The organism is Leptotrichia sp. oral taxon 223, assembly GCF_013394795.1.
Taxonomy (GTDB): domain Bacteria; phylum Fusobacteriota; class Fusobacteriia; order Fusobacteriales; family Leptotrichiaceae; genus Leptotrichia.
The window spans coordinates 1,756,983-1,783,830 of the sequence record NZ_JABXYU010000001.1; the positions used below are offsets into that span (position 1 = coordinate 1,756,983).

The window sequence follows — 26,848 nt, forward strand, 5'->3', positions numbered from 1 at the left end:
CATTTTGAAAAGAATAGCATGACTTTTGAGTTCAGTTTTAAAATGGAATTACTATAAAAAAGGAGATAAATATGTATTGTATAAAATGTGGAGTAGAGCTGGAAGACGGAGCAGAAAGATGTCCACTGTGTGAAACGCCTGTTCCTGAGCTAAAGGGGCTGGAAGATAAGGAATTTGTGAAGGAATATCCGATAATTAATATAAATTTGTATGAAATGAAAATGAAGAAAGTTAAAAAGGCTGTATTTTTATCATTTTTTACAATTTCAATAATTTCTATTTTGGAAGTCCTTTTTCAAAATCTGATAATGTATGGAAAAATGGAATGGGGATACTATGCGATTCCGTCTATTTTAATATTTGATCTGGGATTATTTGTTTTTCTGGATTCGTACAGAATGAGGACAAATCTGTTTTTACTGCTAAGCGGCTTAATTTTTTATTTTCTTCTGCTTGATTTTGGAGATAAAAAATTGACTTGGAGTCTAAGACTTGGGATTCCCATTGTCCTTGCCTTTTATCTTATTAGTCTTATTTTTTCGTATGCCTGGGACAAGCATAAGAGCGACAGGCTAAAGATATTGAATTTTTTTATTTTTTTTGTTGGAATATTTCTTTTAATTCTGGAGCTAATTATAAGTAAAAAAATGACATGGAGCATATTTTCATCAATTCCATTATTTATTTTAAGTATAATGCTAAGATATGCGTATAAATCTTATAAGGAAGAGTTTAAACGCAGATTACATAGGTAATTATTTTCAAAATACTGTATTATTTGCTTTTATAGCCATTCTTTCTACTAAGGCAAATAATACGGTATTTTGAGATATTTTTTTGAACTGCTAAACATTACCATATTTTGTTATATTTTTTTAAAAGGTTGGGAAAATAACCATTTACCTTATGCGTTGGTTACCTTTTTTGATGTATTCAGATTATGATTTTTAGACTTTTGAATAATATTTTTAAGCTTCTTTAAATAAATTGAATATTTCCTCAAGTGTCATTGTATGTGTTTCTAAATTGTAAGGATTAAATAAATATTCATCTAATTTTTGTTGTTCTCCTTCCTTTGTTTATGTTTAAGTATAGTTATTTAATTTCAGTTCTTTTAATATATTTTTACTCCAAACAAAAAATCTTTTATTCTGAATTACTTCTATATGTAGCAGAAAAAAATTAGAGAGTTTTTAATTTGGACAAAAAAATAGAAAAAACTATTATTAATCATGATATTTATAAATAAAATTATAAAAGTCTTTAAGATGGATACTTAAGAATTAAATTTGATTTTTTTAACAGAGTTATCAAATTAATTATTATAGAATTCTACTTTTATTTTTTAAATGGGATTTAGTATCAAAACTAAAAAATTTGTTTTGCTAAACAAAAAAACTGCTTCATTTACAACATTGAAACAGCTTTTGAATAAATATGTTTATTAAATAATATTACTTAGGAACTTCATAGGCTTGGTGACAAATTGGACATTGCATAAATTCCTGCTTCTTGCTTATCGGAAAAACAGGTATCCAAAAAAGCGTAAACCATTGCTGTGTGCTTATAAACTCTAAATCTGATACATTGTGACATCGAGAACATTCGTATCTTCCTACTATGCCTAGATTTTTTATTTTATTTTTTGTTCCAAATATTATAATCATTTTAGGTAGTTCTCCTTTCAGTTTTTAGGTTAAATTATTAATCTTCTTTTTCAATTTCCAGTAATTTTAGCCTTAAGTCGTCTGCAAGTACATTTTCTTCAATTTCAGCAGGAGCCCCAGTCATTAAATCCTGTCCTTTATTTGTTTTAGGGAATGGGATTACTTCTTTTATTGAATTTTCCTTTAGCATTGCCATAAGCCATCTGTCGATTCCGAAGGCAAGTCCTCCGTGTGGCGGTACTCCGTATTTTAGCACTTCCAGAAAGAAGCCAAATTTTTCCTGCTGTTCTTCTTTGCTAAGCCCCAATTTTTCAAATACTTTTTCCTGTAATTCCTCTTCATGAATTCTGATACTTCCTCCACCGATTTCATAACCGTTTAGAACCATATCGTAGGAATCTGTTTTTATTTTATCAAGTTCATTTGAATCAAGATATTTTCTGTCTTCCTGCTTTATTGAAGTAAATGGATGATGTTGAGCCTTGTATCTATTTTCCTCTTCGCTCCATTCAAACATTGGGAAATCAACTACCCATAGGAATTTGAAAGAATCTTTGTCAATTAATTCCAGCTCTTCTCCCAGTTTTAATCTCAATGCTCCTAGCCCATCATGCACAATTTTGTATTTATCAGCCAATATTAAAGCAATCTCATTATTTTTAATTCCTAATTTTTGAGTAATTTCAGTTAATTTTTCTTTGGTAAAAAATTTTGCAATTGGAGAATTAATTTCACCATTTTCGTTAGTTTTGATATAAGCCAGCCCTTTTGCCTTGAAATATGTTTTTACAAAGTCTTCTAAATCTTTGATGTATTTTCTTGAAAATTTTTCAGCATTTGGAGCGACAACCGCTTTTACATTTCCCCCATCTTTTATTGTATTTTCAAATACTCCAAATCCACAATTTTCTGTTTCTTTGGATAAATCAATCAATTTCATGTCAAATCTTAAATCAGGCTTGTCTGAACCATAAAGATTCATTGCGTCATCATAACTCATTCTTTCAAAATTTTCAGTAATTTCAATGCCTGTAACATCTTTAAATACTTGTTTTGCAAGTGCTTCTGTCACATTTAAAATATCTTCTTGCTCAATAAACGACATTTCCAAGTCCAATTGAGTAAATTCAGGCTGTCTGTCGGCTCTTAAATCCTCATCTCGAAAACATTTTGCAAGCTGGTAATATTTATCAACACCCGATACCATAAGTATTTGCTTAAATAGCTGTGGAGATTGCGGCAAGGCGTAAAAGTCGCCTTTGTTTATTCGGCTTGGAACTACAAAATCTCTTGCTCCTTCGGGAGTGGCTTTCGCTAAAATAGGAGTGTCAATATCTAAAAATCCACTTTCATTCATAAATTTTCTAATTGAAAACAGCATATCATTTCTTTTTATAATGTTATTTAACATTCTTGGACGTCTTATATCAAGATATCTGTAAGTTAGCCGCATATTTTCATTAAGATTTCCTGTTTCATCAATTTCAAATGGCAATTGCTTAGAACGGCTCAAAATCTCAATATTTTTTGCTTCAACTTCAATATCTCCAGTAGGAATATTTTTATTTTTGCTACTTCTTTCAGCAACTTTTCCAGTAACTTTTATAACCCATTCATTTTTCAATTTTCTAGCTTCCTCAAAAAGCTCTTTTCCTGAAACTTCTTCATTTACTAAAATTTGAGTAATTCCATATCTATCCCTTAAATCAATGAATGTGAAATGCCCCAAATCCCTAACTTTTGAAACCCATCCAGATAAAATAACTTCTTCTCCGACGTTTTCCATTCTTAATTCATTTAATTTATAATTTCTGTACATTTTTATTTTTCCTTTCAATTTTTCTTTTTATTTTAAAAGTTTAATAATTTCTTCTAATTTATATTTTTCTTGTTCCCCTGTACTAAATTTTTTCATTGTAACTACATTTTCTTTTTGTTCATCTTCGCCTAAAATCAATACATATTCTGCATTTTCACGATTTGCTTTTTTCATTTGGGCTCCAAAACTTTTTGGATTGTAGTCAAAGTTGACTTTTATTCCATTTTTTCGTAGTTCTTCTACTATTTTTACAAAATATTCTTTTGTTTCGTCAAAATAAATAACGTAAGTCTTTTTTTCTTCTTTTGCAATCAAATTTTCATCCATAAGCATTGCGATTCTTTCCATTCCAGCGGCAAAGCCTATTCCTGGTACTTTTGCATTTCCCAGTATTTCAAGAAGCCTGTCGTAACGTCCGCCAGCCAACACAGTTGCCTGTGAGCCTAATTTATTAGATTTTATTTCAAAAACTGTGTCTGAATAGTAGTCAAGTCCACGCACCAGTTTGTCGTTTACTACATAATTAATATTCATTAATTCAAGATATTTCTTTGTATCTTCAAAATAATTTTTACTTTCTTCGTCAAGATAGTCGTATAATTTTGGGGCGTTGATAAATTGTTCTTGATCACCCTTATCCTTTGAATCCAATGCTCTTAAAGGATTAGTTTTATATCTTCGTTTTGAATCGTCACTAAGTTTATCCAGTCTTTTTTCCATAAATGCTTTTAAATCATCAATATATTTTTTTCTTGATTCAATATTTCCTAGACTGTTTATTTCCACAACTAAGCCAGTAATTCCCAGCTTTTCAAGAAATTCACATCCCATCTGGATAATTTCTGCGTCAAGGTAAGCAGAACGAACTCCAAACATTTCAATTCCCATTTGGTGAAATTCTCGGAGTCTTCCTTTCTGCGGGGCTTCGTAACGGTACATTGGACCATTGTAGAACCATTTTACGATTGGGGAAGATTTGTGAAAACCTGCTTCCAAATAGGCACGTACGACTCCAGCAGTACCTTCTGGACGCATTGTAACGTTTCTGTTTCCCTTATCTGTAAACTCATACATTTCCTTTGAAACAACATCCGTTTCATCCCCGACACCACGTCTAAAAAGCTCAGTTTCTTCTAGAATAGGCGTTATAATTCGTTCAAATCCATATTTTTCAAACACATTCCTTGCTGTATCAACGATCAAGTCGTATTTTTTTACATCGTCAGAATATCTATCTTTCATTCCCTTTAAAACACTAATCATTCTTAATTTGTCCTTTCATCACATATAATTTTAGCAATTAAAAATTTATCTTCTCATATTATATCAAAAAATGTAACTTATTATCAACATTTATTTTGAATTTATCAAGGCAACTGCATGTTAGTTTTTTGATTTCATTAGAAAATTGTTAGATTTAAAATTTTTTATTTAGTAAATGAAAACCATTAGTTATAGTTATCAAGTTATTTCAAAATAAAAAAATTAAATAATGACACAACATTTTTGATTGAAGTTTTAATGGTGATATGGTAAAATTTTAGATGAAATAATAAGAAAAAATTGAAAAATAGAGGTAAATTGATGAAAAAAGATAAAATTGGGTTTTTGATATTTCATATATTTTTTATTGCTTTTGTGCTGTTTTTAAAAAGTGTAGTTACTTTTCAGAATGAGGCGCTGGAGATGAAATTTTTGGAATGTCTGCTTATGGGTGTTTATATTTATACGTTTTTTACAGCGAAAATTTATTTGGAATGGCTAAATTCGTATATGATTTTTTTGTATACGCTGTTTTTGTTTAATTTTACAAGGATATTTTTGGATATTGTGAATTATAAGGAGTTTGGATGGGCTACGAAGTTTGCTAACTTTTATTTTTTTTATGATGTGAGAAATGAGATAATAAATGTTTTTCTGCTAGTATTGCTGTTTACACATCTAGGATTTTTCATTGCGATTTCAAATGAGAAGATTAGTGAGATTAGAAGCAGTGTTACGCTTGAAAGCAGAAGGCTATTTATGAATGTTGGAATGGCTTTGTTTATAATTTCGCTGCCTGCTTTGGCCTACAAGATGTTTATTCAGCTGAGGGTTATTTTGCGGGCTGGATACGAGGCTTATTATACTGGAATTTTAAAGGGAGTTGACTATCCCGCATTTACAAAAGGCTCTGGTACAGTAATGACAATCGGATTTCTGATATTTTTAATTTCAATTCCATCCAAAAGAAAATTTTTGACAATTTCTTCACTTTATCTTATGGTAAAACTGCTGGATTCGTTCAAGGGGGCAAGAGCAATATTTTTGACGCAGCTACTTTTTATAATGTGGTATTACGCAAAAGTTTATGGAATTAGGATAAAAGCCAAGACGATGGTAAAATTGGTAGGATTTACCGTGATTTTTTCACAAATTCTGGTGTCTGTACGAAGTAAAAAAATATTTAGTCTGGATTTGATAAACTCAATTTTTAATTTTCTATTTTCTCAAGGAGTAAGCTACCTTGTACTTGGCTACACAATCAATTTTAAGCACGGCATTGTCGGAAACGGAAGCTATCCATACATCTTGCAGGGAATATTCGGCTTTAAGCCACAGTCGCTGGAAACACTTGCCACAACCAACTCCATTGCGGACAAATTAACGTATTACCTAGATTCGGTTGCTTATCTGAAAGGTGAGGGAATTGGCTCAAATTACATTGCAGAAATGTACGATTTAGGTTATTTCTGGCTAATTGTAATTTCAATTTTACTTGGAATTTTTATTATAAAATACGAAAAATATGTTGTAAAAAATAGATTTTTATTATTAACAAGCTATTACTTCATACCAAATTTATTTTATATTCCAAGAGGCTCATTCTTTGGGGAAGGGCTAATAAAAAATATGGCAATGCTAGTAGCAGTTTATGTGATGATTTTCAGTTTTGACTATATGTATAGGAAAATTGAGGAAAAGAAGGAATTGATTTGATTTTTTAGGAGTTGAGTGGAATTGAATGAGAAAGAACAAGTATTTAAAGTTCATTGGGTAGAGAAATTAAAAATGGTATTTAAATTGATTTATATTCCAGTATTGTTTTTTTGGGGGTGGAGATTTTCTTTGGATTTTTCAATAAATGAAATATTTTTTAAATGCTTTTTAACTGTTCTGCTTTCAATCACGATATTTTTAATTTTATCTATTTTTGTTTTTAACAAAAAAATTGAAGTCTTTGACAATATTTTGACATATTATGAAAGAGGAAAAAAAGTTTGTGTGCTTTAGGATGTGAAGCATTATTTGAGCTGAGTTATATTTTTACTAAGCAGGTTACTAAATTTTTTTAAAGTTTTTAAATGTACCATAATGAAAATAAATTGAATAGAAGGTGACATCAAATGTGTATAGAATGCTATGTAAATGAAAATAGGACAACTCCATTATTAAATCCATTGGAATGTTTGGAAAAGCATACCCAATATATTTGTGGAACTTGCGGAAGGTGCATATGTATTGAACATGATTCAAAAAGGAAGCTGCAAAGGTGGAATTTTCCTTTTAAATCGCTGGAAATTGCAAAATTGTACTTAAGAACGGCGGATTATACTGTAAAGAAATGCTGCGGGATTTATGAAATAGAAAATAGTAATGGGAGAAAATCTTACAAAATTTTTGCAAACAATGAAGAATTAAAATTATTTTTAAAAAAGAATAAAGATAAAATTTGTAAACAAATGGCACCAATTTTTTCAGCACTAGAATATAAAGAGTATTCTAAAACGGAAGTAAGAAAGTTGACTTCTGAGGAAGTTGAAAAATATATGAAAGAACGTAAAGCGAGTTGCGATGAATAGGAGTTTGGTATGAAAATGAAAATAATAAAAGGAATAAATGATAAAAATAAAAATGATATAGTCAAATGGACTAATGAAAAAGGGAAGGACTTTCTTGAGCAATGGGCTGGAGCAAGTCTTGATTTTCCGCTTACAGTCAGCCAAATTGACAATATGAGCAATATTTATTCGATTTTTTGTGAAAATGAATTTATTGGGATTATTCAGAAAATACGTGAAGAAACGGAGAATGTTCATATTGGACGGTTTTTGGTTAATCCTGAGCTTACTGGAAAAGGGCTTGGAAAAAGGGCTTTGATAGAGTTTATAAATTTAATTTTTCAAGATGAGAACGTGAATTCGATTACGTTAAATGTGTTCGATTATAATGTGGGAGCAAAGAAATTGTATGAGAAAGTTGGATTTAAAGTTGTGAATGTTACTGAAAATCCGATGAAAAAGTATATGATGATTATGAAAAAAGGTGAAAAATAGGTGAAAATGATGATAGAAAAAAAAATATATTATGTCTGGATTGGAAATGCCAAAAAACCTGATATTTTCTATAAATGTCTGGAATCGTGGAAGAAAAATCTGCCTGATTTTGAAATTATAGAGATAAATGAGAAAAATTTTGATATGGAAAAACATCTTGCGAAAAATAGATTTTTTCGTGAATGTTATGAAAAAAGGCTTTGGGCGTATGTTTCAGATTATATGAGAGTGCATTTTATGTATGAAAATTCTGGAATTTATGTGGATACGGATATGGAAATAATTAAGGATTTGACACCGATTTTGGAAGGAAAAGATGAATTTTCTAAAAATGAGAAGATGAATTTTTTTATTGGCTATGAAGATGAAAAACACATAAGTGTTGGGATTTTTGGGACAACAAAGCATAATGAAGTGTTAAAGGACATTAAAGATTTTTACGAGAATGACATTTGGAAACAACCGATTTGGACAATTCCTAAAATTTTTACGTATACTTTTGAGAAAAAATATAATTTGAGCGAGAAAAGGGAAAATGCTTTGAAAAATGGGGAGATAGTTATTTTTCCAAAAGAATATTTTTATCCTTATGGATTTCATGAAAAATATACAGATGACTGTATAAAACCTGAAACATACGGAATTCATTGGTGGAATGACAGCTGGAGCAGCTTAAAGGCAAGGCTGTTCTTGGAAACTAAGCATTTGAGCGGGATAAAAAAACTGGTTAAAAAGGCGAGGGTAATTGCGAGGTATTATTTGAAGGAAAAGAAAAAATAAAAAGAGAGAAAAAAATAAAGTTGGTAGATATTTAAAAAAGTGATATAATGGAATGAAAATTTTATACAATAAACAAAGGATTAGGAGAAACAACAGAAAAATGAGTAAATTGAAAAAAATATTATTGTCGTTGATGATTATGGGAGCGACTGTCAGCTGGGCGAAGGAATTTAAGATAATGACGTATAATATTTATGGAGCAAGACTTACAAATGGACAGAAACTGGGGGAAAGCATTAAGCCGTATGGACCTGATTTTGTGTCGCTTCAAGAAGTTGACAAGTATACGAAAAGAAGTAATTTTCGGGATATAACTTCTGATATTGCGAAAGTTCTTGGTTATGATTATTATTTTTTTAAGAAATCAAGAGATTATGATGGCGGAGAATACGGGATTTCATTTATTTCAAAATATCCGCTTGAGAAGATATATACTTATGAGTTGCCGTCGGAAGGAGCGGAAAGAAGACAGCTTGTAGTTGCGGAACTGGCAAAAAAAACTTTTGGTAAAAAGGTGCTTGTTATGAATACGCATTTGGACTTTAAACAACAAATAAAGCCTGAGGAAATGGAATCGCTGGATTTGCTTACGAAATTTTTTGATAAGGACGAAATAAAATTTTTGAGCGGAGATTTTAATTTTTTGCCAACAACAAAATATTATGGAGAAATTACAAAAGACTGGAGAGATACTTACATGGAATCCAATGCCAGCGGCGTAAGAACGCTTTCGGATCCACGTATTGACTATATTTTTGGAAGCCAGTCGAAAAAATGGAAGGTAAAGGCAAGCTACTTTATTAATGATGCAACGCAGGACTGGACAAAGCTGTCGGATCATCTTCCGTATATGACAATTTTAGATATAAAATAAAAGAAGAAGGAGATGTAAAGTATGAAAATTTCCCTTGTAATGCCAACAATTAATGTTACAACAGAACTTGATTTGTTTCTAAAAAGCCTGAAGGCACAGACTTATAAGGATTTTGAGCTGATTGTGGTGGATCAGAATGAAGGAAATGAAGTTTTTGAAATTGTGAAAGATTATGAAGAGGAATTTAAGATAAAATATGTGAAAAGTGATGAAAAAGGGCTAAGTCTAAATAGAAACAGGGGACTTATGCTTATGCAGGGAGAAATTGCCGGATTTCCTGATGACGACTGCGAATATCAGCCTGATACGCTGGAAAAAGTCGTTGCATTTTTTAAGAGAAAAAAAAATTACCGGATTTATTCATGCCGCACGCTTGAACGAGGAAAAACCTATGGAACAGGCGTTATGGAGAAAAAAGACACGGAAATAACGAAGGATAGTGTGGATACGACTGTGAAATCCATAACTTTTTTTGTGAATTACGGCAAGGACGACATCATTTTATTTGATGAAAATTTAGGAGTTGGTGCAACTTTTGGAAGTGGCGAAGAAACTGACTATGTGCTGACATTGCTTCACAAAGGCTACAAGGGAAGATATTTTGCAAACGATATAATTTATCATCCAGCCAAAAAGGGAAACTACAACGATTTGGAACGTGCCTATAAATACGCTCTAGGTTTTGGAGCATTAGTAAAAAAGGAAGTAAAAGGCAGAAAAAACAGATTTTACATTCTGAAATACTGGAAACGTCAATTCAGAAGCTTTATTGGAATGATTATTACAAGAAACAGGGCATATCATAGGGTTGTGATGAAGGGGAGAAAAATAGGATATACACAATATAAAATTTAAAAAATAGGAGAAGAATATGGATAAGATAAAATGCTTGATAAATATGATAATAGCTTATCTAATTTATCCATTTAACAAAGGGAAATTTAAAAATAGAAATATATGGCTTGTGGGTGGAAACGCAGGAGAGCTTTTTGTGGATAATGGACGTGCGATGTATGAGTATTTACGGTCAAGACAGCAGGAAGAAGTGTACTGGGTAATAAACAGAAATGCCAAGATTGCAAAAAAAATCCCAGGAGAAAAACTGATAAAAGGAAGTGTAAAAAGCTACCTTTATTTTATGAATGCAAAAGTTGCATTATTTTCCCACTCAATTTCTGCAGACATTGTTCCATACCTGTTTGTAGTGCCATTAATAAACAAATTTCACAAAAAAGTATTCAAAGTATTCCTAAATCATGGAACAGTAGGCTTTAAAGTCCGACAGGCAATGAATCCAAAAACGGCAAAAGTTGCAGAAGCCCTTGTAAAATCCTATGATTTAAACATCTGCGATTCAGAATTTGAAAGAAAAGTGAAAACAGAAGTTTGGTGGGAAGTTCCGAAAGAAACAGCAGTTATAACAGGCTATCCAAGATACGATAAACTATACAACTTGCAAGTTATTGAAAAACAAATATTTTTCATGCCAACATGGAGAAACTGGCTAAAGTCAGAAAACTCAGAAAATCAAAAATTTGAAGATACAAAATATTTCCAAAATATTGCCAATTTAATTACAGACAAGAAATTAAATAACTATTTGGAAAAAAATGACATTAAATTAAACATTTACATTCATCAGTTAATGCAGGATTATCTAAAAAACTTTGGAAATATAAAACTTGGAAAAAATATAAAAATACTTCCAAAAGAAATAAACATAACTGAAGAACTTCAAAAATCAAAATTATTAATAACAGACTATTCAAGCGTAGCCTACGATTTCTATTATCTAAATAAGCCAATTATCTTCTTCCAGTTCGATAAACGTGAATACGAAGAAAAAGTCGGTTCTTACGTAGACTTAGACAAGGACTTGTTCGGAAGACAAGCCAAAACTGTAGAAAAATGCGTTGAAGAAATCATCGAAATCTCCGAAAATAATTTTCATTATGATAAGGAAATGAAGCAAAAGTCTGATAAGTTGAGAGAAAAGTTTTTGAAGTATGTGGATAAGGAGAATTGTAAAAGAGTTTATGATGAAATTTCAAAAAGAATAAATTAAGACTCGATTTTTTTATTAAGGATTTATAACATATGTTGTTATTAATAAACATTTTCTTTGTATTATTAAGTTTTTTCTTTATTTATTTTCGCAGGATTGCTCATTGCCGCAAATCCTGCAACCTATGGCTAGACTACGACTTTTATTTGCCCAACTCCGAAACTCCTCCTTTCAGTCGTCAAACAGTCGTAGTTGAACAAATAAAAGCTCCGTCGGTTTTTAAAATAAAAAATTTATTTTGTTAAAGAAAAAATATTTATTATAAATTTCCGAGATTTTAATTTTTCGGTAAAAGACAACTTGTTTGAGCTTTTCTATTTTATTTGAATTGAGAACAACTTCATGAAATTAAAACAACTTTTATTAAAAGCGAGTTTTGTCTTTTGCTGTAAAATTAAAATTCGAGAGCGGGAGTGCAGAGGTATGGCGTTTGATACCTCTGCGTTAAAAAAAGATTATAAAGTGTGTAAATAACAATAATTATTAAATAAAAAAATTGATATAAAAATGGAAAAGAAAAAATTTTTATTAATTTTTTAAAAAATTGAAAAAGAAAATAAACTATGATAAAATTTAAAAACGAAAAAATAAAGAGAACAGAGGTAAAATAACGATGGCAGATACACCGCTTATGAAGCAATATAAGGAGATAAAATCAAATTTTGAGGATTCTATATTGTTTTTTAGATTAGGTGATTTTTATGAGATGTTTTTTGAGGATGCGGTGAAGGCTTCAAAAGAACTGGGGCTCACATTGACTTCAAGAAATAAGGAAAAAAATGCAGATGTACCGCTTGCGGGGGTTCCGTTTCATTCGGCAGATTCCTATATTACAAAACTTGTTTCAAAAGGGTATAAGGTTGCGATTTGTGAACAGACAGAAGATCCGAAGATGGCAAAGGGAATTGTAAAACGAGAAGTTGTGAAGATTATAACGCCTGGAACGGTTGTGGATGTGGAAGCACTTGATGCCAAGAGCAATAATTACTTGATGAGTATTTTGAAAATTGAGAATAAACTTGGAATTGCGTATATTGATATAACGACTGGGGAGTTTAAGGTAACGGAAATTGAAAAGGATGATGATTTTGTAAAATTATTTAATGAGATTAATAAGATTGAGCCTAAGGAAGTGCTTGTTACAGAGGATTTTTACGGGGAAATAAAGGAAAAGTTAGATGATTTTTTACAAAAGAATGATTCGGTTGTAACTTTTGTAAATAAGGTTCGGGATAGTGCAAAGTATCTTATGGATTATTTTGAGATTGTGTCGCTGGAAAGTTATGGAATTAAGGATAAAAAGGCGATAATTGGAGCTGCAGCCATTGCACTTGATTATGCGGCTACTATGCAGGTTGAGCATGAGCTGACTGTGGAGAAGATTGAGTTTGTGAATATTTCCAATTATGCTGAAATAAATGCGATTACAAGCAGAAACTTGGAACTTTTGAAAAATCAGAGGGAAAAAACTGTTTATGGCTCGCTTTTGTGGGTGCTGGACGAATGTAAAACTTCGATGGGAACACGACTTTTAAAAAGATTTATAAATAATCCGCTTTTAAATATTGAAAAAATACGGAAAAGACAGGAAGATGTACAGTATTTTATTGATAATATCTTGATTCGTGAGGATTTGAGGGAAAAACTTGAGGATATTTACGATTTAGAGCGGCTTTTGGGGAAAATAATCTTTGGAAGTGAAAATGGAAAAGATTTGACAGCATTGAAAAAAACGATAAAATCTGCTGTTGAAATAATGAAAATTTTGAGAAATACTGATTTTTTTAAGGATATTGATGCAAATATTTTGTTTGAGTGTTATAAAATAATTGACGACAGTATAAATGAAGATGCACCATTTTCAGTACGTGAAGGTGGAATTATAAAATCTGGATACAATGCGGAACTGGATGAAATTAGAAATATCATGAATTCTGGGAAGGACTTTTTGCTGGATATTGAACAGCGTGAAAGGGAAGCGACTGGAATCCGAAATATAAAAATAAAGTTTAACAAGGTTTTTGGCTATTTTATCGAAATTACAAAAGCAAATCTGGATATGGTGCCGGAGCATTATATAAGAAAGCAGACGCTTTCAAATTCAGAGCGGTATATTACGCCTGAGCTGAAAAAATATGAGGACACAATAATAAATTCCAAAGCGAAAATCGAAGATTTGGAGTACCATTTGTTTAAGGAAATTAGTGGGAAAATCAAGGAACATCGGAAAATTTTGTCAGAACTTGCGGAAAGACTGGCATACATTGATGTAATGGTATCTTTTGCTGTAAGTGCCATTGAAAATGATTATGCAAAGCCTGAAATCAATGAGGAATATTCCTTTGAAATTGAGGGTGGAAGGCATCCAGTTGTGGAAAAACTGATTGGAAGGACGGATTATGTTTCAAATGATACAGTTTTTACTGAAAAGGCAAGCTTTGTTGTGCTGACAGGGCCTAATATGTCGGGAAAATCAACGTATATGAAGCAAATCGCATTAATTTCCATAATGGCTCAGATTGGTTCGTTCGTGCCTGCCAGAAAGGCGAGTTTGTCGATTATAGATAAATATTTGACACGAATTGGGGCTTCTGATGATATTTTGACTGGGCAGAGTACGTTTATGGTGGAAATGAGCGAGGTTTCCAACATTCTGAATAATGCAACTGAGAAAAGCTTGATAATACTGGATGAAGTTGGACGTGGAACTTCCACAACCGATGGAGTTTCCATAGCGACTGCCATTTCAATGTATATTCATGATAAAATCGGTGCTAAGACAGTTTTTGCAACACATTATCACGAGCTTACTGATTTGGAAAATAAATTTGCACATATTGTAAATTATCGGATAGAAGTGGATGAAAAGCAGGGAAAAGTGATGTTTTTACGGAATATTGTAAAAGGTGGGGCTGATAAGTCGTATGGTATTGAAGTGGCAAAACTGGCTGGACTTCCTAAGGAAATATTGGTTGAAAGCAAGAAAATACTGAAACGGCTGGAGCAGAAAAAGGAGCTGATTGAAAAAACTGTGGATGTTCACCAGCTTTCGCTTTTTGGAGAAAATTTGGAATTTGCGGATGAGAGTGATTTTGAAGAATTTGAAAATGAAACTGTAAATAATTTTGAAAATGCTGAAAATAATCAGTTTTATGAGGAAAAATTAGCGCAAATTGAGGAAGAGAAGGAAAATTTGCAAGAAATTGTGAATAAAATAGAAGATTATGATGTGAATAATGTTACGCCGATGGATGCGATGAAATTTTTGTTTGAACTGAAGGAAAATATGAAAAAAGGAAATTAAAATTGGTAAAATAGGAGAAAAACGATGTGGAAAAAAATAGCTTATGGAGGACTTGTATTAATACTTATATATTTCATATATGCGGTATTCTTTAAAAAAATTCCGACACCGCTGGAACAGATGCAAAAGGATATGAAAGCAAAAAAAGTTGTGTACAGATTAAAGGACGATGCGATTATTTATGCGGATGAGCAGATTGGATCTGAGGGAGATGAAGTTATCAGATTCAAGAATGTAATTGTGGATTTGATAAAGAAGCAGATGATAATCTCTGGGAAAGAAGGGGAAGTTAATACCAAGACATCTGATGTTACATTAATGAAAAAAGTTGTTGGGACAACGAAGGACAAAAAATGGGAAATTTACACAGAACGTGTGGAATATAAGAAGCAGGGAGATACGTTAATTTCACCAGTAAGGACAAAGTTGATAAATACTGTTGACAACACAGTTTCTGAAGCGGACAGGGTTGAAACGACGACAAAATTTGAAACAATTGTGGCAATTGGGCATGCAAGCTATAATAATAAAAAAGATAAAAAAACTTTGACAGCAGATAAAATTACTTATAATGATCCAACGAAAGTATCATTTGCAGAAGGACATACAGTTTACAAGGAAGAGCAGACAAAAAGGGAACTGCGTGCAGACAAAATGCGCTATGATGACATAAATAAAATTGGAAATGCAGAAGGGAACGTAATTTATACGGATCCTGAAAATAAACTAACCGGCAATAAAGTTGACTATTATATGAAGGATGAGCGTATAGATGGGCAGGGAAATATTGTCTATACCGGTAAAAACAGCGTGATTTCAGCAGATACCGCTTCATACTTTGTAAAGAAAAAGCAAGTTGACGGAAGAGGACATGTAAAATATACAAGCCCAACTTTAATAGTAACAGGAGATCACGTATTCTACGATGAAATTGCCAGAATATTAAATGGTGATGGAAATGGGACATACAACTATCTGCCAAGAAAAACTACAGGAACGTATAGAAGTGGAGTTTATGATTTAAAAACCGAAACACTTACAACAAATGACTATTATACTGCAAATTATGATGACTATAAAATGGATGGAACTGGACTTGTGTATGTGTTCCCAACTGGAGACGCCACAATGAACGGACCATTTAACGTGAAAAAGCAAAACTTCAATGTACATGGTGCAAATGGAACAATGAACACAATTTCAAAGGATATTTTTGCAAATAAAATGGAAATGACGAGTGTTCAGGGAGATAGAATTACATCCGACACAGGGCGTGGAAGTTTTGAGAAAAAGGAATTCAGGTTTGACGGACATGTTAAAGGTAAAATTCGTGGAAATGTGAAAGATCTTGTGAATGATCCAAGGCCGCTTGTGGAATCAGAAGCAGTAAACTTTATTGGAAATACTGCCAAAGTTTATTTTGTTTCACATAAAAACGGAAGCAATATGAGTATTACACGGAGTGAAATTAAGGAAAATGTGCATATGACTTATAAGGATGTTACGCTTGATTCCCAATACAATGAAATGGATTCAGGAAGAAACCTTATTCTTGCAAGGGACAAGGTTATGGTTGACTTTAAAAATAACACGAAGATGACAGCAAATTATCTATACATGGATATGAACAAGCAGGAAGGGTATGCCAGAAACAATGTAAAAATTGTAAGTACATTGCCGCAGTTCAGAGCGATTAACACAAGTGCGGATAAGGCTAAAATTTACTTGAAGGATAAAAAAATAAAATTAAATGGAAATGTAGTAACTTATCAAGGGAAAACGCAAATTTCGTCTAAAAATGCAATTTATGATATGGATAAGAGAATTCTTGAAAATGAAGGAAATATTCAGATGCAATATGAAATCCAGAATAACGAGGAGCAAGGGAAATCAGATCCTAAAAATGCTGCGGCAACTCAGGAAGTTATAGGCAGATTGTCAATTCCAGAAGGGGAAGTAAGTACAAGAGGCGGAATTAACCTGCCAAAATCAATGACAGCCTCAAATGGAGTTCCAGTTACAATAAAATGGCGTTCTTCAAACTCAAGCCTATTTTCAGTATCTGGAAGAATCAATAAGCAGTTTTACGGTGGAGGAACAAAAGGCGTAACCTTGACTGCAATAGCTAAAGCTGGAGTGGACACAGCCGAAAGAACCTTTAACGTAAGCGTTCCGACAGAATCAGCGCACGAAATGCTTGTTAGAGCTGCAAAGAATATTTATGTTTCAGAAGATGGCGGAAATTTACCATCATCAGTAAGAGTAAATGTGAGCAGGGGAACAATAGATGTACCAATTTCATGGAGCAAAAACGGAGATAGGAATGTGGCAACATTAAGATACGGCGGTGCCTCTTATCAGAAACAGTTTTAAGATAATGTGGGAAAGTGGGTAAAAATATGCTCACTTTTCTTTAATATAAAAAATTAGAAAAGGAAAGGGCTTATTAAATAGTATGAATATGAAAGAATTACAAGAAAAATTGACAGAAAAGCAGTTAAATATTTTTCAGCAAATAAAATATAGTTTTTTTGTTTTCAAAAGTTTAATTTTGAACAGGAATGATGTGTGGTGGATATTATTTTTCTTTTTAATAGATTGTGTCAGAATTACGGGAGTGTATCTTTTTCAAAATACTGCACTTTCTCCCATGTTAAATTTATTTTCAATTTTTAAATTTTGTTATTATTTGGCGCTTTTTTTGTTTTATCAAAAAGTGATTTTCAAAATAGAAGAAAAAAATTATTTAAGATTAGGGCAGCCGGCGTCAAAATTTTTCTTTTTATATTTTATATACTATATAGTCAGTTATATTGGGGAATCTTTTTTCCCTTATCTATTAGCGTTTTTTGATGAATTTCTTTTAGTTTTTCTCGCAGTATATTTGATAGCGCTGGCAATTTTGTGGCTGTATATGTTTTATTTTATTCCGTTATTTTCTGCAAGGCCGTTTAATTTAAAGGAATCTTGGGATTATAATTTGCATTTGATGAAAGGAAATCGTTTAAAACTGGTATTTCCTGGTGTTGTATTTTTTCTTTTTTATTTTTCGGCAGCGTTTCTTTTTTTAATTCAAATATTTCCAATTTTTGAAGGATTGAATATTGAAATGTTGTTTTTGGCGTCAAAAATTGGTATAGTCATTGTAGTGTTTTTCAATACTTTTATGATGATATTTTTTGTAATTTTACATTGTATAATATATTTGAATGTGGAATATATGGATAGAAAGATAAAATAATAATTTGAAGAAATTTGCAAATTTTAAAAAAAAGTAGAAAAAAAAGCAAAAATGATTTATAATATAGCGAAGTAACAGCTTGTGAAAAGTAAGGTTATTTGAATGAGAATGTTAAAATAGGAGAAGATATGGCTAGAAAAATTAGTATAGAAGCCGATAGCTTGAAAAAAATATATAAAAACAGGGAAGTTGTAAAAAATGTAAGCCTGGCAATGGAAAAGGGCGAAGTTGTGGGACTGCTCGGGCCTAACGGGGCAGGAAAGACAACTACCTTTTATATGATTACAGGGATTGTAAGGCCAAATCACGGAAGAGTAATGTACAATGGAGAGGAAATTACAACTTTGCCTATGTATAAGAGAGCTAGGCTTGGACTTGGATATCTGCCGCAGGAGGCCTCTGTCTTTAGGAACTTGACTGTAGAGGAAAATATTGTGTCGGTTCTGGAAATGCGGGGAGTGAACAAAAAAGAAAGAATTGCCACGATGCAGAATTTAATCGAGGAATTCAAGTTATCCCATGTTGCAAAAAGCTTGGGATATGCACTTTCTGGAGGGGAACGCAGACGTGTGGAAATTGCTAGAACCATTTCTACAAATCCAGACTTTATACTGCTGGATGAACCTTTTGCGGGAGTAGATCCGATTGCAGTTGAGGATATCCAGAATATAATAATGCAGCTAAAGGAACGTGGACTTGGAATACTAATTACCGATCATAACGTGCGTGAAACGTTGAGAATTACAGAAAGAGCATATATAATGGCGGAAGGCACAATTCTGATTGCAGGAACAGGACAGCAGATTGCAAATGATGAAACGGCTAGAAGAGTTTATCTAGGGGATAACTTCAAACTTGATTAGAGAGGATGATTTTTTTGAAAAATATGATTTTAACATCGTCTTTATACGAAAGTATAGAACTTGTAAAAAAATTTTTAGATAAAAATACTGAAAGTAAGAAAATATTGTTTATTCCAACAGCAACTAATGTGGATGAATATAAAAAATACATATATCTTACCCAAAAGGCATTTGAAGATTTTGGTTATGAAGTGGAAAATTTTGATGTTTCTATTTTTTCAGAAGAGATTGTAAAAGAGAAATTATCAGAAGCGAAAATAGTTTTTATTTCTGGTGGAAATACATTTTATTTATTACAGGAATTAAAAAAGAAAAATTTAATATCTTATTTGAAAGAAAGAATAGAAGATGGACTGATTTATATTGGAGAATCGGCAGGTTCGGTAATAGCTACTCCTGATATAGAGTATGCCTCTATAGTTGATGATAAGACATTAGCAACAGAATTAGATGATTATGCAGGATTAAATTTAGTAGATTTTTACATAGTTCCTCATTTTGAGGAAGAGCCTTTTGTGGAAAGTTCGAGAAAAACTGTTGAATTATATAAAGATAAATTGGATTTGAAACTGATTAATAATAAAGAAGCAATATTAGTTGAAAATAATAATTTTACAATATTAAAGTAAAGATACAATAGGAAAGGAGCGGGATTGTTTTAACAATCTCAAATAAATAATGACAGGAAATGAAATAAGAAAAAGTTTTGTGGATTTTTTTAAATCGAAGGAGCATAAGCATTTTGAAAGTGCGTCGCTTATACCAGATGATAAGAGCTTATTGCTGACTGTAGCGGGGATGGTTCCATTTAAGCCGTTTTTTCTGGGAGAAAAAGAGGCGCCGTTTAAAAGAATTACCACTTATCAGAAATGCATCAGGACTAATGACTTGGAAAATGTTGGGAGAACGCCTAGACATCATACGTTTTTTGAAATGTTAGGTAATTTCTCATTTGGAGATTATTTTAAAAAGGAAGCTATCGAATGGTCTTGGGAATATATAACGAAAGTATTGAAATTGGAAGAGGACAGACTTTGGGTATCTGTGTATAAAACAGATGATGAGGCTTATGAGATCTGGAACAAGGAAATTGGAGTGCCGGCAGAAAGAATTGTTAAACTTGGAGAAGAGGATAACTGGTGGGCAGCAGGACCTGTGGGATCTTGCGGGCCTTGTAGCGAGATTTATTACGATACTCAGAATATGGGGAAAAATAACGAAGAAGCTGACAGAAAGCCGGGAGACGATGGAGATAGATTTTTAGAAATCTGGAATCTGGTATTTACTGAATGGAACAGACTTGAAGATGGTTCACTTGTGCCACTTCCAGAAAAGAATATTGACACAGGGGCAGGACTTGAAAGAATTGCTTCTGTTGTGCAAAACAAGGATAACAACTTTGATACTGATTTATTTACAAATATTATAAAAGGGATAAAATCTGTACTTGAAATTCAAGGAAATGAAAATGAGGAAGCAATAAAAATTATTGCCGATCACGTAAGAGCCTCAGTATTTTTGATTGGAGATGGAGTATTGCCGTCAAATGAAGGGCGTGGATATATTTTAAGAAAAATTATAAGACGTGCTTTTGGAGCTGGAAGTGCCGCAAAACAGAAGGTTTTTGAAAAAGAAGACATATTTCTCTATAAATTAGTGCCTTATGTTCTTGAAACAATGAATGAAGCATATCCAGAACTGGCTGAAAAACAGGAATACATTGAAAAAGTTATAAGGCTGGAAGAGGAAAGGTTTGCAACAACTTTGAAAAATGGAACTGAAATGCTGGAAGAGGAAATCCAGAACTTAAAGGTAACAGATCAGAAGGAATTGCCAGCTGAACTGACTTTTAAGCTGTACGACACTTTTGGATTCCCATTTGAACTTACAAAATTGATTTTGGAAAATCAAGGATTTGAAGCCTCGGAAGAAGAATTTGAGAAAAAGCTGGCAGAGCAGGTGCAACGTTCAAAGGACAGCAGAACAACAATTTCTGATATGATAAAAGATGAATTTATAGACGAATTTTTTGAAAAACACGGAAAAACCGAATTTACTGGATATTTGCAAAATTTTGAGGAAGAAAGCACGCTTTTACATATTGCCAAAAGTGAAGGAATTTCAGGATATGAGATGATATTTGACAAAACGCCGTTTTATGCTGAATCTGGAGGGCAAGTTGCTGATACGGGAATTATTACTTCTGGAGAATTTGAAGGAAGAGTTGTAAACGTGGTTAAAAAACACGATGTCTTTATTCATCAGGTTGAAATCACAAGGGGAATTGCTCCAGCTGTAGGCGTGGAAGTGAAAATGCAAATTGATGTAAATCGTAGAAAGGATATTCAGAGAAATCATACGGCTACACATATTTTACACAAAGTTTTAAGAGAAAATCTTGGAACACATGTTGAGCAGTCTGGATCGCTTGTGGATGATGAAAAATTAAGATTTGACTTTTCACATTATGAGGCAATTAGTCCAGAAATGATTGAAAAAATTGAAAAAGGTGTAAATGACATTATTTTATCAAATTTACAGGTAAAAATTAATTATGAAAATATTGAAGATGCAAAAGCAAGAGGAGCAATGGCACTTTTCTCGGATAAATACGGAGATATAGTCCGTGTTGTTGAAATTGACGGATATTCCATTGAACTTTGCGGAGGAACGCACGTTAAATCGACTGGAGAAATCGGATTATTCAATATTGAATCTGAAAGCGGGATTGCTTCAGGAACACGTAGAATTACAGCCACAACTGGACATAAGAGCTTAAATTATGTAAACAGGCTTGAAGACAAGATAAAGGAAATATCTGATATTTTCAGAACAGATGAAAAAAATGTCGTAGACATTATAGAAAAATATATTGGAGATATGAGAGCCGCAGTGAAAGTGCATGAAGAAATGCAGACAAAACTTGTAAAATACGAAATTAATGAAATGCTTGAAAACGTTAAAGCAGTAAATGACGTAAAAGTGTTAAAAACTTCATTTGAAGATAAAAATGTTGATGAGCTGAAAGAGATTGTAGACAGGGGAAAAGAAAAAATGCAGTCTGGAATCATTATTTTGGGAACAAATAACAATGGAAAGGCAATTTTTGTAGTCGGAGTTACAAAAGACCTGATTTCAAAAGTAAAAGCTGGAGAAATAGTAAAAGTTGCAGCGCAGGTTGCTGGCGGGAACGGTGGAGGACGTCCTGACTTTGCACAGGCTGGCGGGAAAAATGGAAGTGCTGTAAAAGAAGCTGTTGAAAAGGCATTTGAGTTTGTGACTGAAAAATTGCAATAGTAGTTAAATTTGATTTTTAAATTGCAGAATTTTAAAATTGCTGTGGAATATTTAAGAAATGAGAAATAAAAAATGAAAAAATTTATTGGATTAGATGTGGGAGATGTCAGAATTGGAGTTGCAAAATGTGATCCTTTGGGAATTTTAGCGACTGCTCTCGAAGTAATCGACAGGACAAAGACAAATCCCGTTGAAAGAATAAAGGAAATACTGGATGATGAAGGCACAAAAAAAGTCGTTGTTGGACTTCCGAAAAGTTTGGATGGAACTAAAAAAAGACAAGTTGAAAAAGTTGAAGAATTTGTGGAAGATCTGAAAAAAGAAATATCTGGAATTCAGATTATTTTTGTGGATGAAAGGTATACGACGACAGAAGCAGAACATTATTTGAAAAATTATTCTAAAAAGAATGGGAAAGAGCGAAGAAAAGTTGTGGATATGGTAGCAGCATCAATCATTTTGCAAAAATATCTAGATACATTAGCTTAGAATTATTTTTATTTATATAATAATTTCTTTTAACGAAATTTTGCTTAAAAATTTTTTATAAAACTAAATTTTAATAACTAAATAAAAATCAGTAATCTAAATAATTAAAGAATAAATTTATGAAAAAAATTTAGATAGAAAATAAAAAAGAAAGGATTGAAAAATGCAGAATAAAAAATCACATTATGTTTGGTTACTTTTGGTAATTTTTGTTCCAGCCCTTATTTTGTACTTTAATAAAGTAAAACTGGGACTTGATTTACGTGGTGGAACATCGGTTGTGTTGCAGGCGCAGGGGAAAATTGAGCCTGATACAATGAGCAAGGTTAGAAATATTATTGAAAGACGGGTAAATAGCATTGGAGTTGCTGAGCCTGTTATTCAGCTTAGCGGAAATGATAAACTGATAGTGGAGCTTGCGGGGATAAAAGATCCTCAAAAGGCTGTTGAACTGATTGGTACGACAGCAAAGCTGGAATTTAGGATAAAAAATAAGGATGGTTCTTACGGACCTGTTCTATTGGAGGGTTCCGCATTAAAATCAGCAGGAGTTTCCAGGGATCAGGTTGGAATGCCTTCTGTAAGTTTTGAGTTAAATTCACAAGGAGCAAATACTTTTGCCAAGATTACAAGGGAAAATATTGGAAAGCAATTGGCAATAATGCTTGATAACAAGGAACAATCAGCTCCTACAATTAATAGCGAGATTAATGGAGGAAGCGGAATTATAACTGGAAGATTTTCAATGGAAGAAGCGAACAATCTTGCAAATCTGTTAAAATCAGGAGCATTGCCTGTGGAAATTAAAATTGTTGAAAATAGGACAGTTGGAGCAACACTTGGCGTGGATTCGATAAGACAGACTGGAATAGCAGGGCTGATTGCCTTAGGTGTAATTTCAGTATTTATGATTGCTATTTATAAGATACCGGGAATTGTTGCAGACATAGCGCTTTTAATAAACGGAATTCTAGTTTTAGGACTGCTTAGTGGTATTGGCGCAGCTTTGACGCTTCCAGGGATTGCAGGATTTATCTTGACGTTAGGAATGGCAGTTGATTCAAATGTAATTACTTATGAAAGAATAAAGGAAGAATTACGGCTCGGGGAATCGCTGCATGATGCTGTGGAACGGGGATATGAAAATGCCTTTCCTGCGATAATTGATGGAAATATAACAACATTGCTTGTGGCAGCTGTGCTATTTTTTCTTGGAACTGGGCCAATTAAAGGGTTCGCTGTAACATTGTCGCTTGGGGTAGTGGCTACGGTAATTACAGGAGTATTTGTTTCAAAAGTAATATTAAGATTACTTATAAAGACATTTAATATAAAAAGGGAGCATCTGTTCTGGAAAGGAGCTTTGAATGAAGATTAATTTAAAAGTAATACAAAATAGAAAACTTTATTTGGGAATTTCAGCAGCAATGGTTGTAATTTCATTAATTTCATTATTTTCAATAAAACTAAATTTAGGAGTGGATTTTAAAGGTGGGGAACTAATTCAATTAAAGTATGGGGGGAAAATTGATCATAATTCGGTAAACAGCACATTGAATAGTTTAATTGGAGAAATTCCTCAGATGAAAGCGAAAAGAGTTCAATTTTCAGACACGGATAACACAGTCATTATAAGAACTGAACAGCTGAGCAATGCACAAAAAACAAAAATAATGTCAAAATTAAGTCAAAAAACTGGAAAATATGAAGTTGTAAAAAATGAAACCGTAGGTGCGGTAATTGGGAAGGAATTGACGGCAAACGCCATTCAGGCGCTATTAATAGGAAGTATTTTAATTATTATTTATATTACAGTAAGATTTGAGTTTATTTATGCAGTGGCAGGAATTGTGGCGCTGGTTCATGATGTCATCATTGCTTTTGGAGTCATTGCGATGCTTAAATATGAGATAAATACACCATTTATTGCGGCAATCCTTACAATTTTAGGATATTCAATTAACGATACAATTGTCGTATTTGACAGAATTCGTGAAAATATTAAAAGGAACAGGGAAATCAGAAATAAAACTGCATTGCCGTTTGGAGAAGTAATAGAAAAATCCATAAACCAAGTATTTACAAGATCAATTTATACATCAGTAACTACGCTGTTTTCTGTAATTGTGCTGCTTATTCTTGGTGGAAGCACATTAAAGACATTTAGCATGACTCTGTTTGTAGGAATGCTTGTCGGAACTTATTCATCAGTGTTTTTAGCAAGCCCTCTGGTTTATATAATGAAAAAAGGTAAAAATGAGCCAAAAGCCAAAGATGTTATAAAAAGTTCTGGTAAGACAGTAAACGGATATGATGAAAGAGATAAAGTCTTAGTTTAATTGAAAAAGGTGTATTTGAAAACACATATATAAAAAAACAAATAAAACGATGAATTTAGAAGGTGAATTGAAAAATGCGATGCTGGGCAGAAATAAACATAAATAATTTATATAGCAATATTGATGAAATTGAAAAAATTGTGCTGAAGAACAAGATAATAGCGGTTATAAAGGCAGATGCCTATGGACATGGGATGCTTGAAATATGTGATGCCTTGATAAAAAAAGGAATTAAGAGCTTTGCAGTTGCGACAAGCGATGAGGCGCTTAAAATTAAGGAGCTTCATGATGATATTATGGTGCTTATACTGGGACCTGTGGAAAATGAGTACATGGATTTAATTGCAGATAAAAATATTTATTTTATGGTGACGGATTTTGAGGAAATAGAATATTTGGAAAAAACTGGGAAAGAAAAAGGGAAAACTGCGGATGTATTTATAAAAATAGATACTGGAATGGGACGTGTAGGCTTTCAGGAAAGTGAAGCTGAAAAACTGAATGAAATTCTTAAAAATTCCAGCCATATTAATCCAATAGGAATTTTCTCGCATTTTTCATCATCAGACAGCGACAAAGACTATACAAAATCGCAGGAAAGCAAATTTAAAGCAATGTGTGAAAAAATATCAAGTGGGATACCATCAATAAAATACAGACATCTGCACAACAGCTTCGGAACTCTAAAATTTCAGGACAGCATAGAAGATTTTGTAAGAGTGGGAATTATACTTTATGGCGGAGTTACAGACGAAGAGACGGCTCCCTATAAATTTAAGCCAGTAATGTCCCTTCTGGCAAAAATCAGCTATATAAAGACATTAAAGGAAGACAGTTTTATAAGTTATGGGAATACATATTTAGGAAAGGCCGGGAAAACTTACGCAACTGTTTCCATCGGCTATGCTGACGGGGTAAGACGTGATTTGTCAAATAAAGGCTATGTTTTCTACAAGGGACATAAATGTGAAATTGTAGGGCGTGTCTGTATGGATCAGCTTATAATTTTGCTTCCTGATGAATTGAAGGATATTGCTAAAAAAGGCGATGTTGTGGAATTTTTTGGAGAAAATATAAGCGTTGTGGAAGTTGCTAATCTGTGTAATACGATTTCATATGAAATTATGTGCGGAATAAGTCAAAGAGTGCCTAGAATTTATGTAAAATAGAGGTAGGAAAAATGATATTGGATATTGGATTTATAATTATGCTAGTAATATTTATTCTTCTTGGTTATAAAAGGGGATTTTCTTTAGAGTTCTTTAATATGTTTAAATTTATTTTTATTATTTTTATAACAAATTATATTTATAAGTTTTTTTTAAACTCGGGTAGAATTAAGCACAAAAATCAATTAAAGATATTTATTATTATGGTTGTAATCCAATATGTTATTTATTCTGTTATTTTAATAAGTAATGGAAAATTTTTAAAAAGCATAAAAATGAAGAAGTTTGACAAATTTTATGGAATGATGTTTGGCATAATGAAGATATTTTTTGTTGCAGTTATTGTGTATATAATCATTATTACAAGTTCTGGAAACAGCAGAAGAATAAGGGAGTTAAGAGATAAAAGCTTTTCCATACAGTTTATGACGAAATACGCATTAAAATTTGCAGATTCCTTTCCAAACTTTATAAAAAGCGATGTGGAAGGATATGTTATAAGTAGGCGGGAAAAACAGGTAATTAATGATGTATTGAAAAACTATGAAAACTTTAAGCCAGATGAATTTGAAAAAAATAAAATCATTAATTAATATACAAATTTACTAAAAACTGATTTTAAATC

21 protein-coding genes are annotated in these 26,848 nt (G+C 32.3%); 18 read left to right on the forward strand and 3 right to left on the reverse strand.

The window, feature by feature from the left end; all coding sequences use genetic code 11:
• The first annotated feature begins 71 nt into the window (after positions 1–71).
• Complete coding sequence (locus HW275_RS08515; RefSeq protein ID WP_178936113.1) at positions 72–755, forward strand: DUF6320 domain-containing protein; 684 nt, start codon at positions 72–74, stop codon at positions 753–755.
• Positions 756–1,454: 699 nt separating this feature from the next.
• Here the strand turns inward: HW275_RS08515 and HW275_RS08520 are convergent.
• The 3 genes from HW275_RS08520 to hisS are packed head-to-tail and all read right to left on the reverse strand — an operon-like array spanning position 1,455 to position 4,749.
• Positions 1,455–1,667: a zinc ribbon domain-containing protein gene (locus HW275_RS08520; RefSeq protein WP_178936114.1), complete on the reverse strand. Its 213-nt coding sequence runs from the start codon at positions 1,665–1,667 to the stop codon at positions 1,455–1,457.
• A 37-nt stretch (positions 1,668–1,704) separates the two neighbouring features.
• Complete coding sequence (gene aspS, locus HW275_RS08525) at positions 1,705–3,486, reverse strand: aspartate--tRNA ligase (protein ID WP_178936115.1); 1,782 nt, start codon at positions 3,484–3,486, stop codon at positions 1,705–1,707.
• 27 nt (positions 3,487–3,513) lie between these two features.
• On the reverse strand, positions 3,514–4,749 hold the full coding sequence (gene hisS / locus HW275_RS08530) for a histidine--tRNA ligase (protein ID WP_178936116.1): 1,236 nt from the start codon (positions 4,747–4,749) through the stop codon (positions 3,514–3,516).
• A gap of 321 nt (positions 4,750–5,070) precedes the next feature.
• Here hisS and wzy point away from each other — a divergent pair, with 321 nt between their 5' ends.
• The 17 genes from wzy (at position 5,071) to HW275_RS08615 (ending at position 26,816) form a co-directional block, all read left to right on the forward strand.
• The gene (gene wzy, locus HW275_RS08535) at positions 5,071–6,465 is read left to right on the forward strand and encodes an O-antigen polysaccharide polymerase Wzy (protein ID WP_178936117.1); all 1,395 of its coding nucleotides are present in this window, start codon (positions 5,071–5,073) and stop codon (positions 6,463–6,465) included.
• 407 nt (positions 6,466–6,872) lie between these two features.
• Positions 6,873–7,328, forward strand: a complete 456-nt coding sequence (locus HW275_RS08540) for a hypothetical protein (RefSeq protein WP_178936118.1) — start codon at positions 6,873–6,875, stop codon at positions 7,326–7,328.
• A gap of 15 nt (positions 7,329–7,343) precedes the next feature.
• Positions 7,344–7,802, forward strand: a complete 459-nt coding sequence (locus HW275_RS08545; RefSeq protein WP_178936119.1) for a GNAT family N-acetyltransferase — start codon at positions 7,344–7,346, stop codon at positions 7,800–7,802.
• A 9-nt stretch (positions 7,803–7,811) separates the two neighbouring features.
• A complete protein-coding gene (locus tag HW275_RS08550) occupies positions 7,812–8,582 on the forward strand; it encodes a glycosyltransferase (protein ID WP_178936120.1) in 771 nt (256 codons plus the stop codon).
• A gap of 100 nt (positions 8,583–8,682) precedes the next feature.
• A complete protein-coding gene (locus HW275_RS08555; protein ID WP_178936121.1) occupies positions 8,683–9,456 on the forward strand; it encodes an endonuclease/exonuclease/phosphatase family protein in 774 nt (257 codons plus the stop codon).
• A gap of 21 nt (positions 9,457–9,477) precedes the next feature.
• A complete protein-coding gene (locus HW275_RS08560) occupies positions 9,478–10,311 on the forward strand; it encodes a glycosyltransferase family 2 protein (RefSeq protein ID WP_178936122.1) in 834 nt (277 codons plus the stop codon).
• A 16-nt stretch (positions 10,312–10,327) separates the two neighbouring features.
• On the forward strand, positions 10,328–11,521 hold the full coding sequence (locus HW275_RS08565) for a CDP-glycerol glycerophosphotransferase family protein (protein WP_178936123.1): 1,194 nt from the start codon (positions 10,328–10,330) through the stop codon (positions 11,519–11,521).
• A 613-nt stretch (positions 11,522–12,134) separates the two neighbouring features.
• A complete protein-coding gene (gene mutS, locus HW275_RS08570) occupies positions 12,135–14,825 on the forward strand; it encodes a DNA mismatch repair protein MutS (protein WP_178936124.1) in 2,691 nt (896 codons plus the stop codon).
• A 24-nt stretch (positions 14,826–14,849) separates the two neighbouring features.
• Positions 14,850–17,198 (forward strand): LptA/OstA family protein, encoded by a 2,349-nt coding sequence (locus HW275_RS08575; protein WP_178936125.1) that lies wholly within the window; start codon positions 14,850–14,852, stop codon positions 17,196–17,198.
• Positions 17,199–18,194: 996 nt separating this feature from the next.
• Positions 18,195–18,929: an LPS export ABC transporter ATP-binding protein gene (gene lptB / locus HW275_RS08580; RefSeq protein WP_178936126.1), complete on the forward strand. Its 735-nt coding sequence runs from the start codon at positions 18,195–18,197 to the stop codon at positions 18,927–18,929.
• A gap of 14 nt (positions 18,930–18,943) precedes the next feature.
• Positions 18,944–19,558, forward strand: coding sequence for a Type 1 glutamine amidotransferase-like domain-containing protein (locus HW275_RS08585; protein ID WP_370464335.1), 615 nt, complete (start codon positions 18,944–18,946; stop codon positions 19,556–19,558).
• Positions 19,559–19,607: 49 nt separating this feature from the next.
• The gene (alaS, locus tag HW275_RS08590; RefSeq protein WP_178936128.1) at positions 19,608–22,226 is read left to right on the forward strand and encodes an alanine--tRNA ligase; all 2,619 of its coding nucleotides are present in this window, start codon (positions 19,608–19,610) and stop codon (positions 22,224–22,226) included.
• Between the two features lie 72 nt (positions 22,227–22,298).
• The gene (ruvX, locus tag HW275_RS08595; RefSeq protein ID WP_178936129.1) at positions 22,299–22,715 is read left to right on the forward strand and encodes a Holliday junction resolvase RuvX; all 417 of its coding nucleotides are present in this window, start codon (positions 22,299–22,301) and stop codon (positions 22,713–22,715) included.
• A gap of 163 nt (positions 22,716–22,878) precedes the next feature.
• Positions 22,879–24,093, forward strand: a complete 1,215-nt coding sequence (gene secD, locus HW275_RS08600; RefSeq protein ID WP_178936130.1) for a protein translocase subunit SecD — start codon at positions 22,879–22,881, stop codon at positions 24,091–24,093.
• The gene (secF, locus tag HW275_RS08605) at positions 24,083–25,054 is read left to right on the forward strand and encodes a protein translocase subunit SecF (RefSeq protein ID WP_178936131.1); all 972 of its coding nucleotides are present in this window, start codon (positions 24,083–24,085) and stop codon (positions 25,052–25,054) included. The genes secD and secF overlap by 11 nt, the downstream gene beginning before the upstream one ends.
• Positions 25,055–25,128: 74 nt before the next feature.
• Positions 25,129–26,223 carry an alanine racemase gene (gene alr, locus HW275_RS08610; RefSeq protein WP_178936132.1) on the forward strand — a complete coding sequence of 365 codons (1,095 nt, stop codon included), beginning with the start codon at positions 25,129–25,131 and terminating at the stop codon, positions 26,221–26,223.
• Positions 26,224–26,234: 11 nt separating this feature from the next.
• Positions 26,235–26,816, forward strand: a complete 582-nt coding sequence (locus HW275_RS08615) for a CvpA family protein (protein ID WP_178936133.1) — start codon at positions 26,235–26,237, stop codon at positions 26,814–26,816.
• Positions 26,817–26,848: the final 32 nt, after the last annotated feature.

Bases quoted from the DNA above. Each gene is read 5' to 3' on its own strand.
- HW275_RS08515 (WP_178936113.1), top strand. From the start codon at position 72: ATGTATTGTATAAAATGTGGAGTAGAGCTGGAAGACGGAGCAGAAAGA.
- HW275_RS08520 (WP_178936114.1), bottom strand. From the start codon at position 1,667: ATGATTATAATATTTGGAACAAAAAATAAAATAAAAAATCTAGGCATA.
- aspS (WP_178936115.1), bottom strand. From the start codon at position 3,486: ATGTACAGAAATTATAAATTAAATGAATTAAGAATGGAAAACGTCGGA.
- hisS (WP_178936116.1), bottom strand. From the start codon at position 4,749: ATGATTAGTGTTTTAAAGGGAATGAAAGATAGATATTCTGACGATGTA.
- wzy (WP_178936117.1), top strand. From the start codon at position 5,071: ATGAAAAAAGATAAAATTGGGTTTTTGATATTTCATATATTTTTTATT.
- HW275_RS08540 (WP_178936118.1), top strand. From the start codon at position 6,873: ATGTGTATAGAATGCTATGTAAATGAAAATAGGACAACTCCATTATTA.
- HW275_RS08545 (WP_178936119.1), top strand. From the start codon at position 7,344: ATGAAAATAATAAAAGGAATAAATGATAAAAATAAAAATGATATAGTC.
- HW275_RS08550 (WP_178936120.1), top strand. From the start codon at position 7,812: ATGATAGAAAAAAAAATATATTATGTCTGGATTGGAAATGCCAAAAAA.
- HW275_RS08555 (WP_178936121.1), top strand. From the start codon at position 8,683: ATGAGTAAATTGAAAAAAATATTATTGTCGTTGATGATTATGGGAGCG.
- HW275_RS08560 (WP_178936122.1), top strand. From the start codon at position 9,478: ATGAAAATTTCCCTTGTAATGCCAACAATTAATGTTACAACAGAACTT.
- HW275_RS08565 (WP_178936123.1), top strand. From the start codon at position 10,328: ATGGATAAGATAAAATGCTTGATAAATATGATAATAGCTTATCTAATT.
- mutS (WP_178936124.1), top strand. From the start codon at position 12,135: ATGGCAGATACACCGCTTATGAAGCAATATAAGGAGATAAAATCAAAT.
- HW275_RS08575 (WP_178936125.1), top strand. From the start codon at position 14,850: ATGTGGAAAAAAATAGCTTATGGAGGACTTGTATTAATACTTATATAT.
- lptB (WP_178936126.1), top strand. From the start codon at position 18,195: ATGGCTAGAAAAATTAGTATAGAAGCCGATAGCTTGAAAAAAATATAT.
- alaS (WP_178936128.1), top strand. From the start codon at position 19,608: ATGACAGGAAATGAAATAAGAAAAAGTTTTGTGGATTTTTTTAAATCG.
- ruvX (WP_178936129.1), top strand. From the start codon at position 22,299: ATGAAAAAATTTATTGGATTAGATGTGGGAGATGTCAGAATTGGAGTT.
- secD (WP_178936130.1), top strand. From the start codon at position 22,879: ATGCAGAATAAAAAATCACATTATGTTTGGTTACTTTTGGTAATTTTT.
- secF (WP_178936131.1), top strand. From the start codon at position 24,083: ATGAAGATTAATTTAAAAGTAATACAAAATAGAAAACTTTATTTGGGA.
- alr (WP_178936132.1), top strand. From the start codon at position 25,129: ATGCGATGCTGGGCAGAAATAAACATAAATAATTTATATAGCAATATT.
- HW275_RS08615 (WP_178936133.1), top strand. From the start codon at position 26,235: ATGATATTGGATATTGGATTTATAATTATGCTAGTAATATTTATTCTT.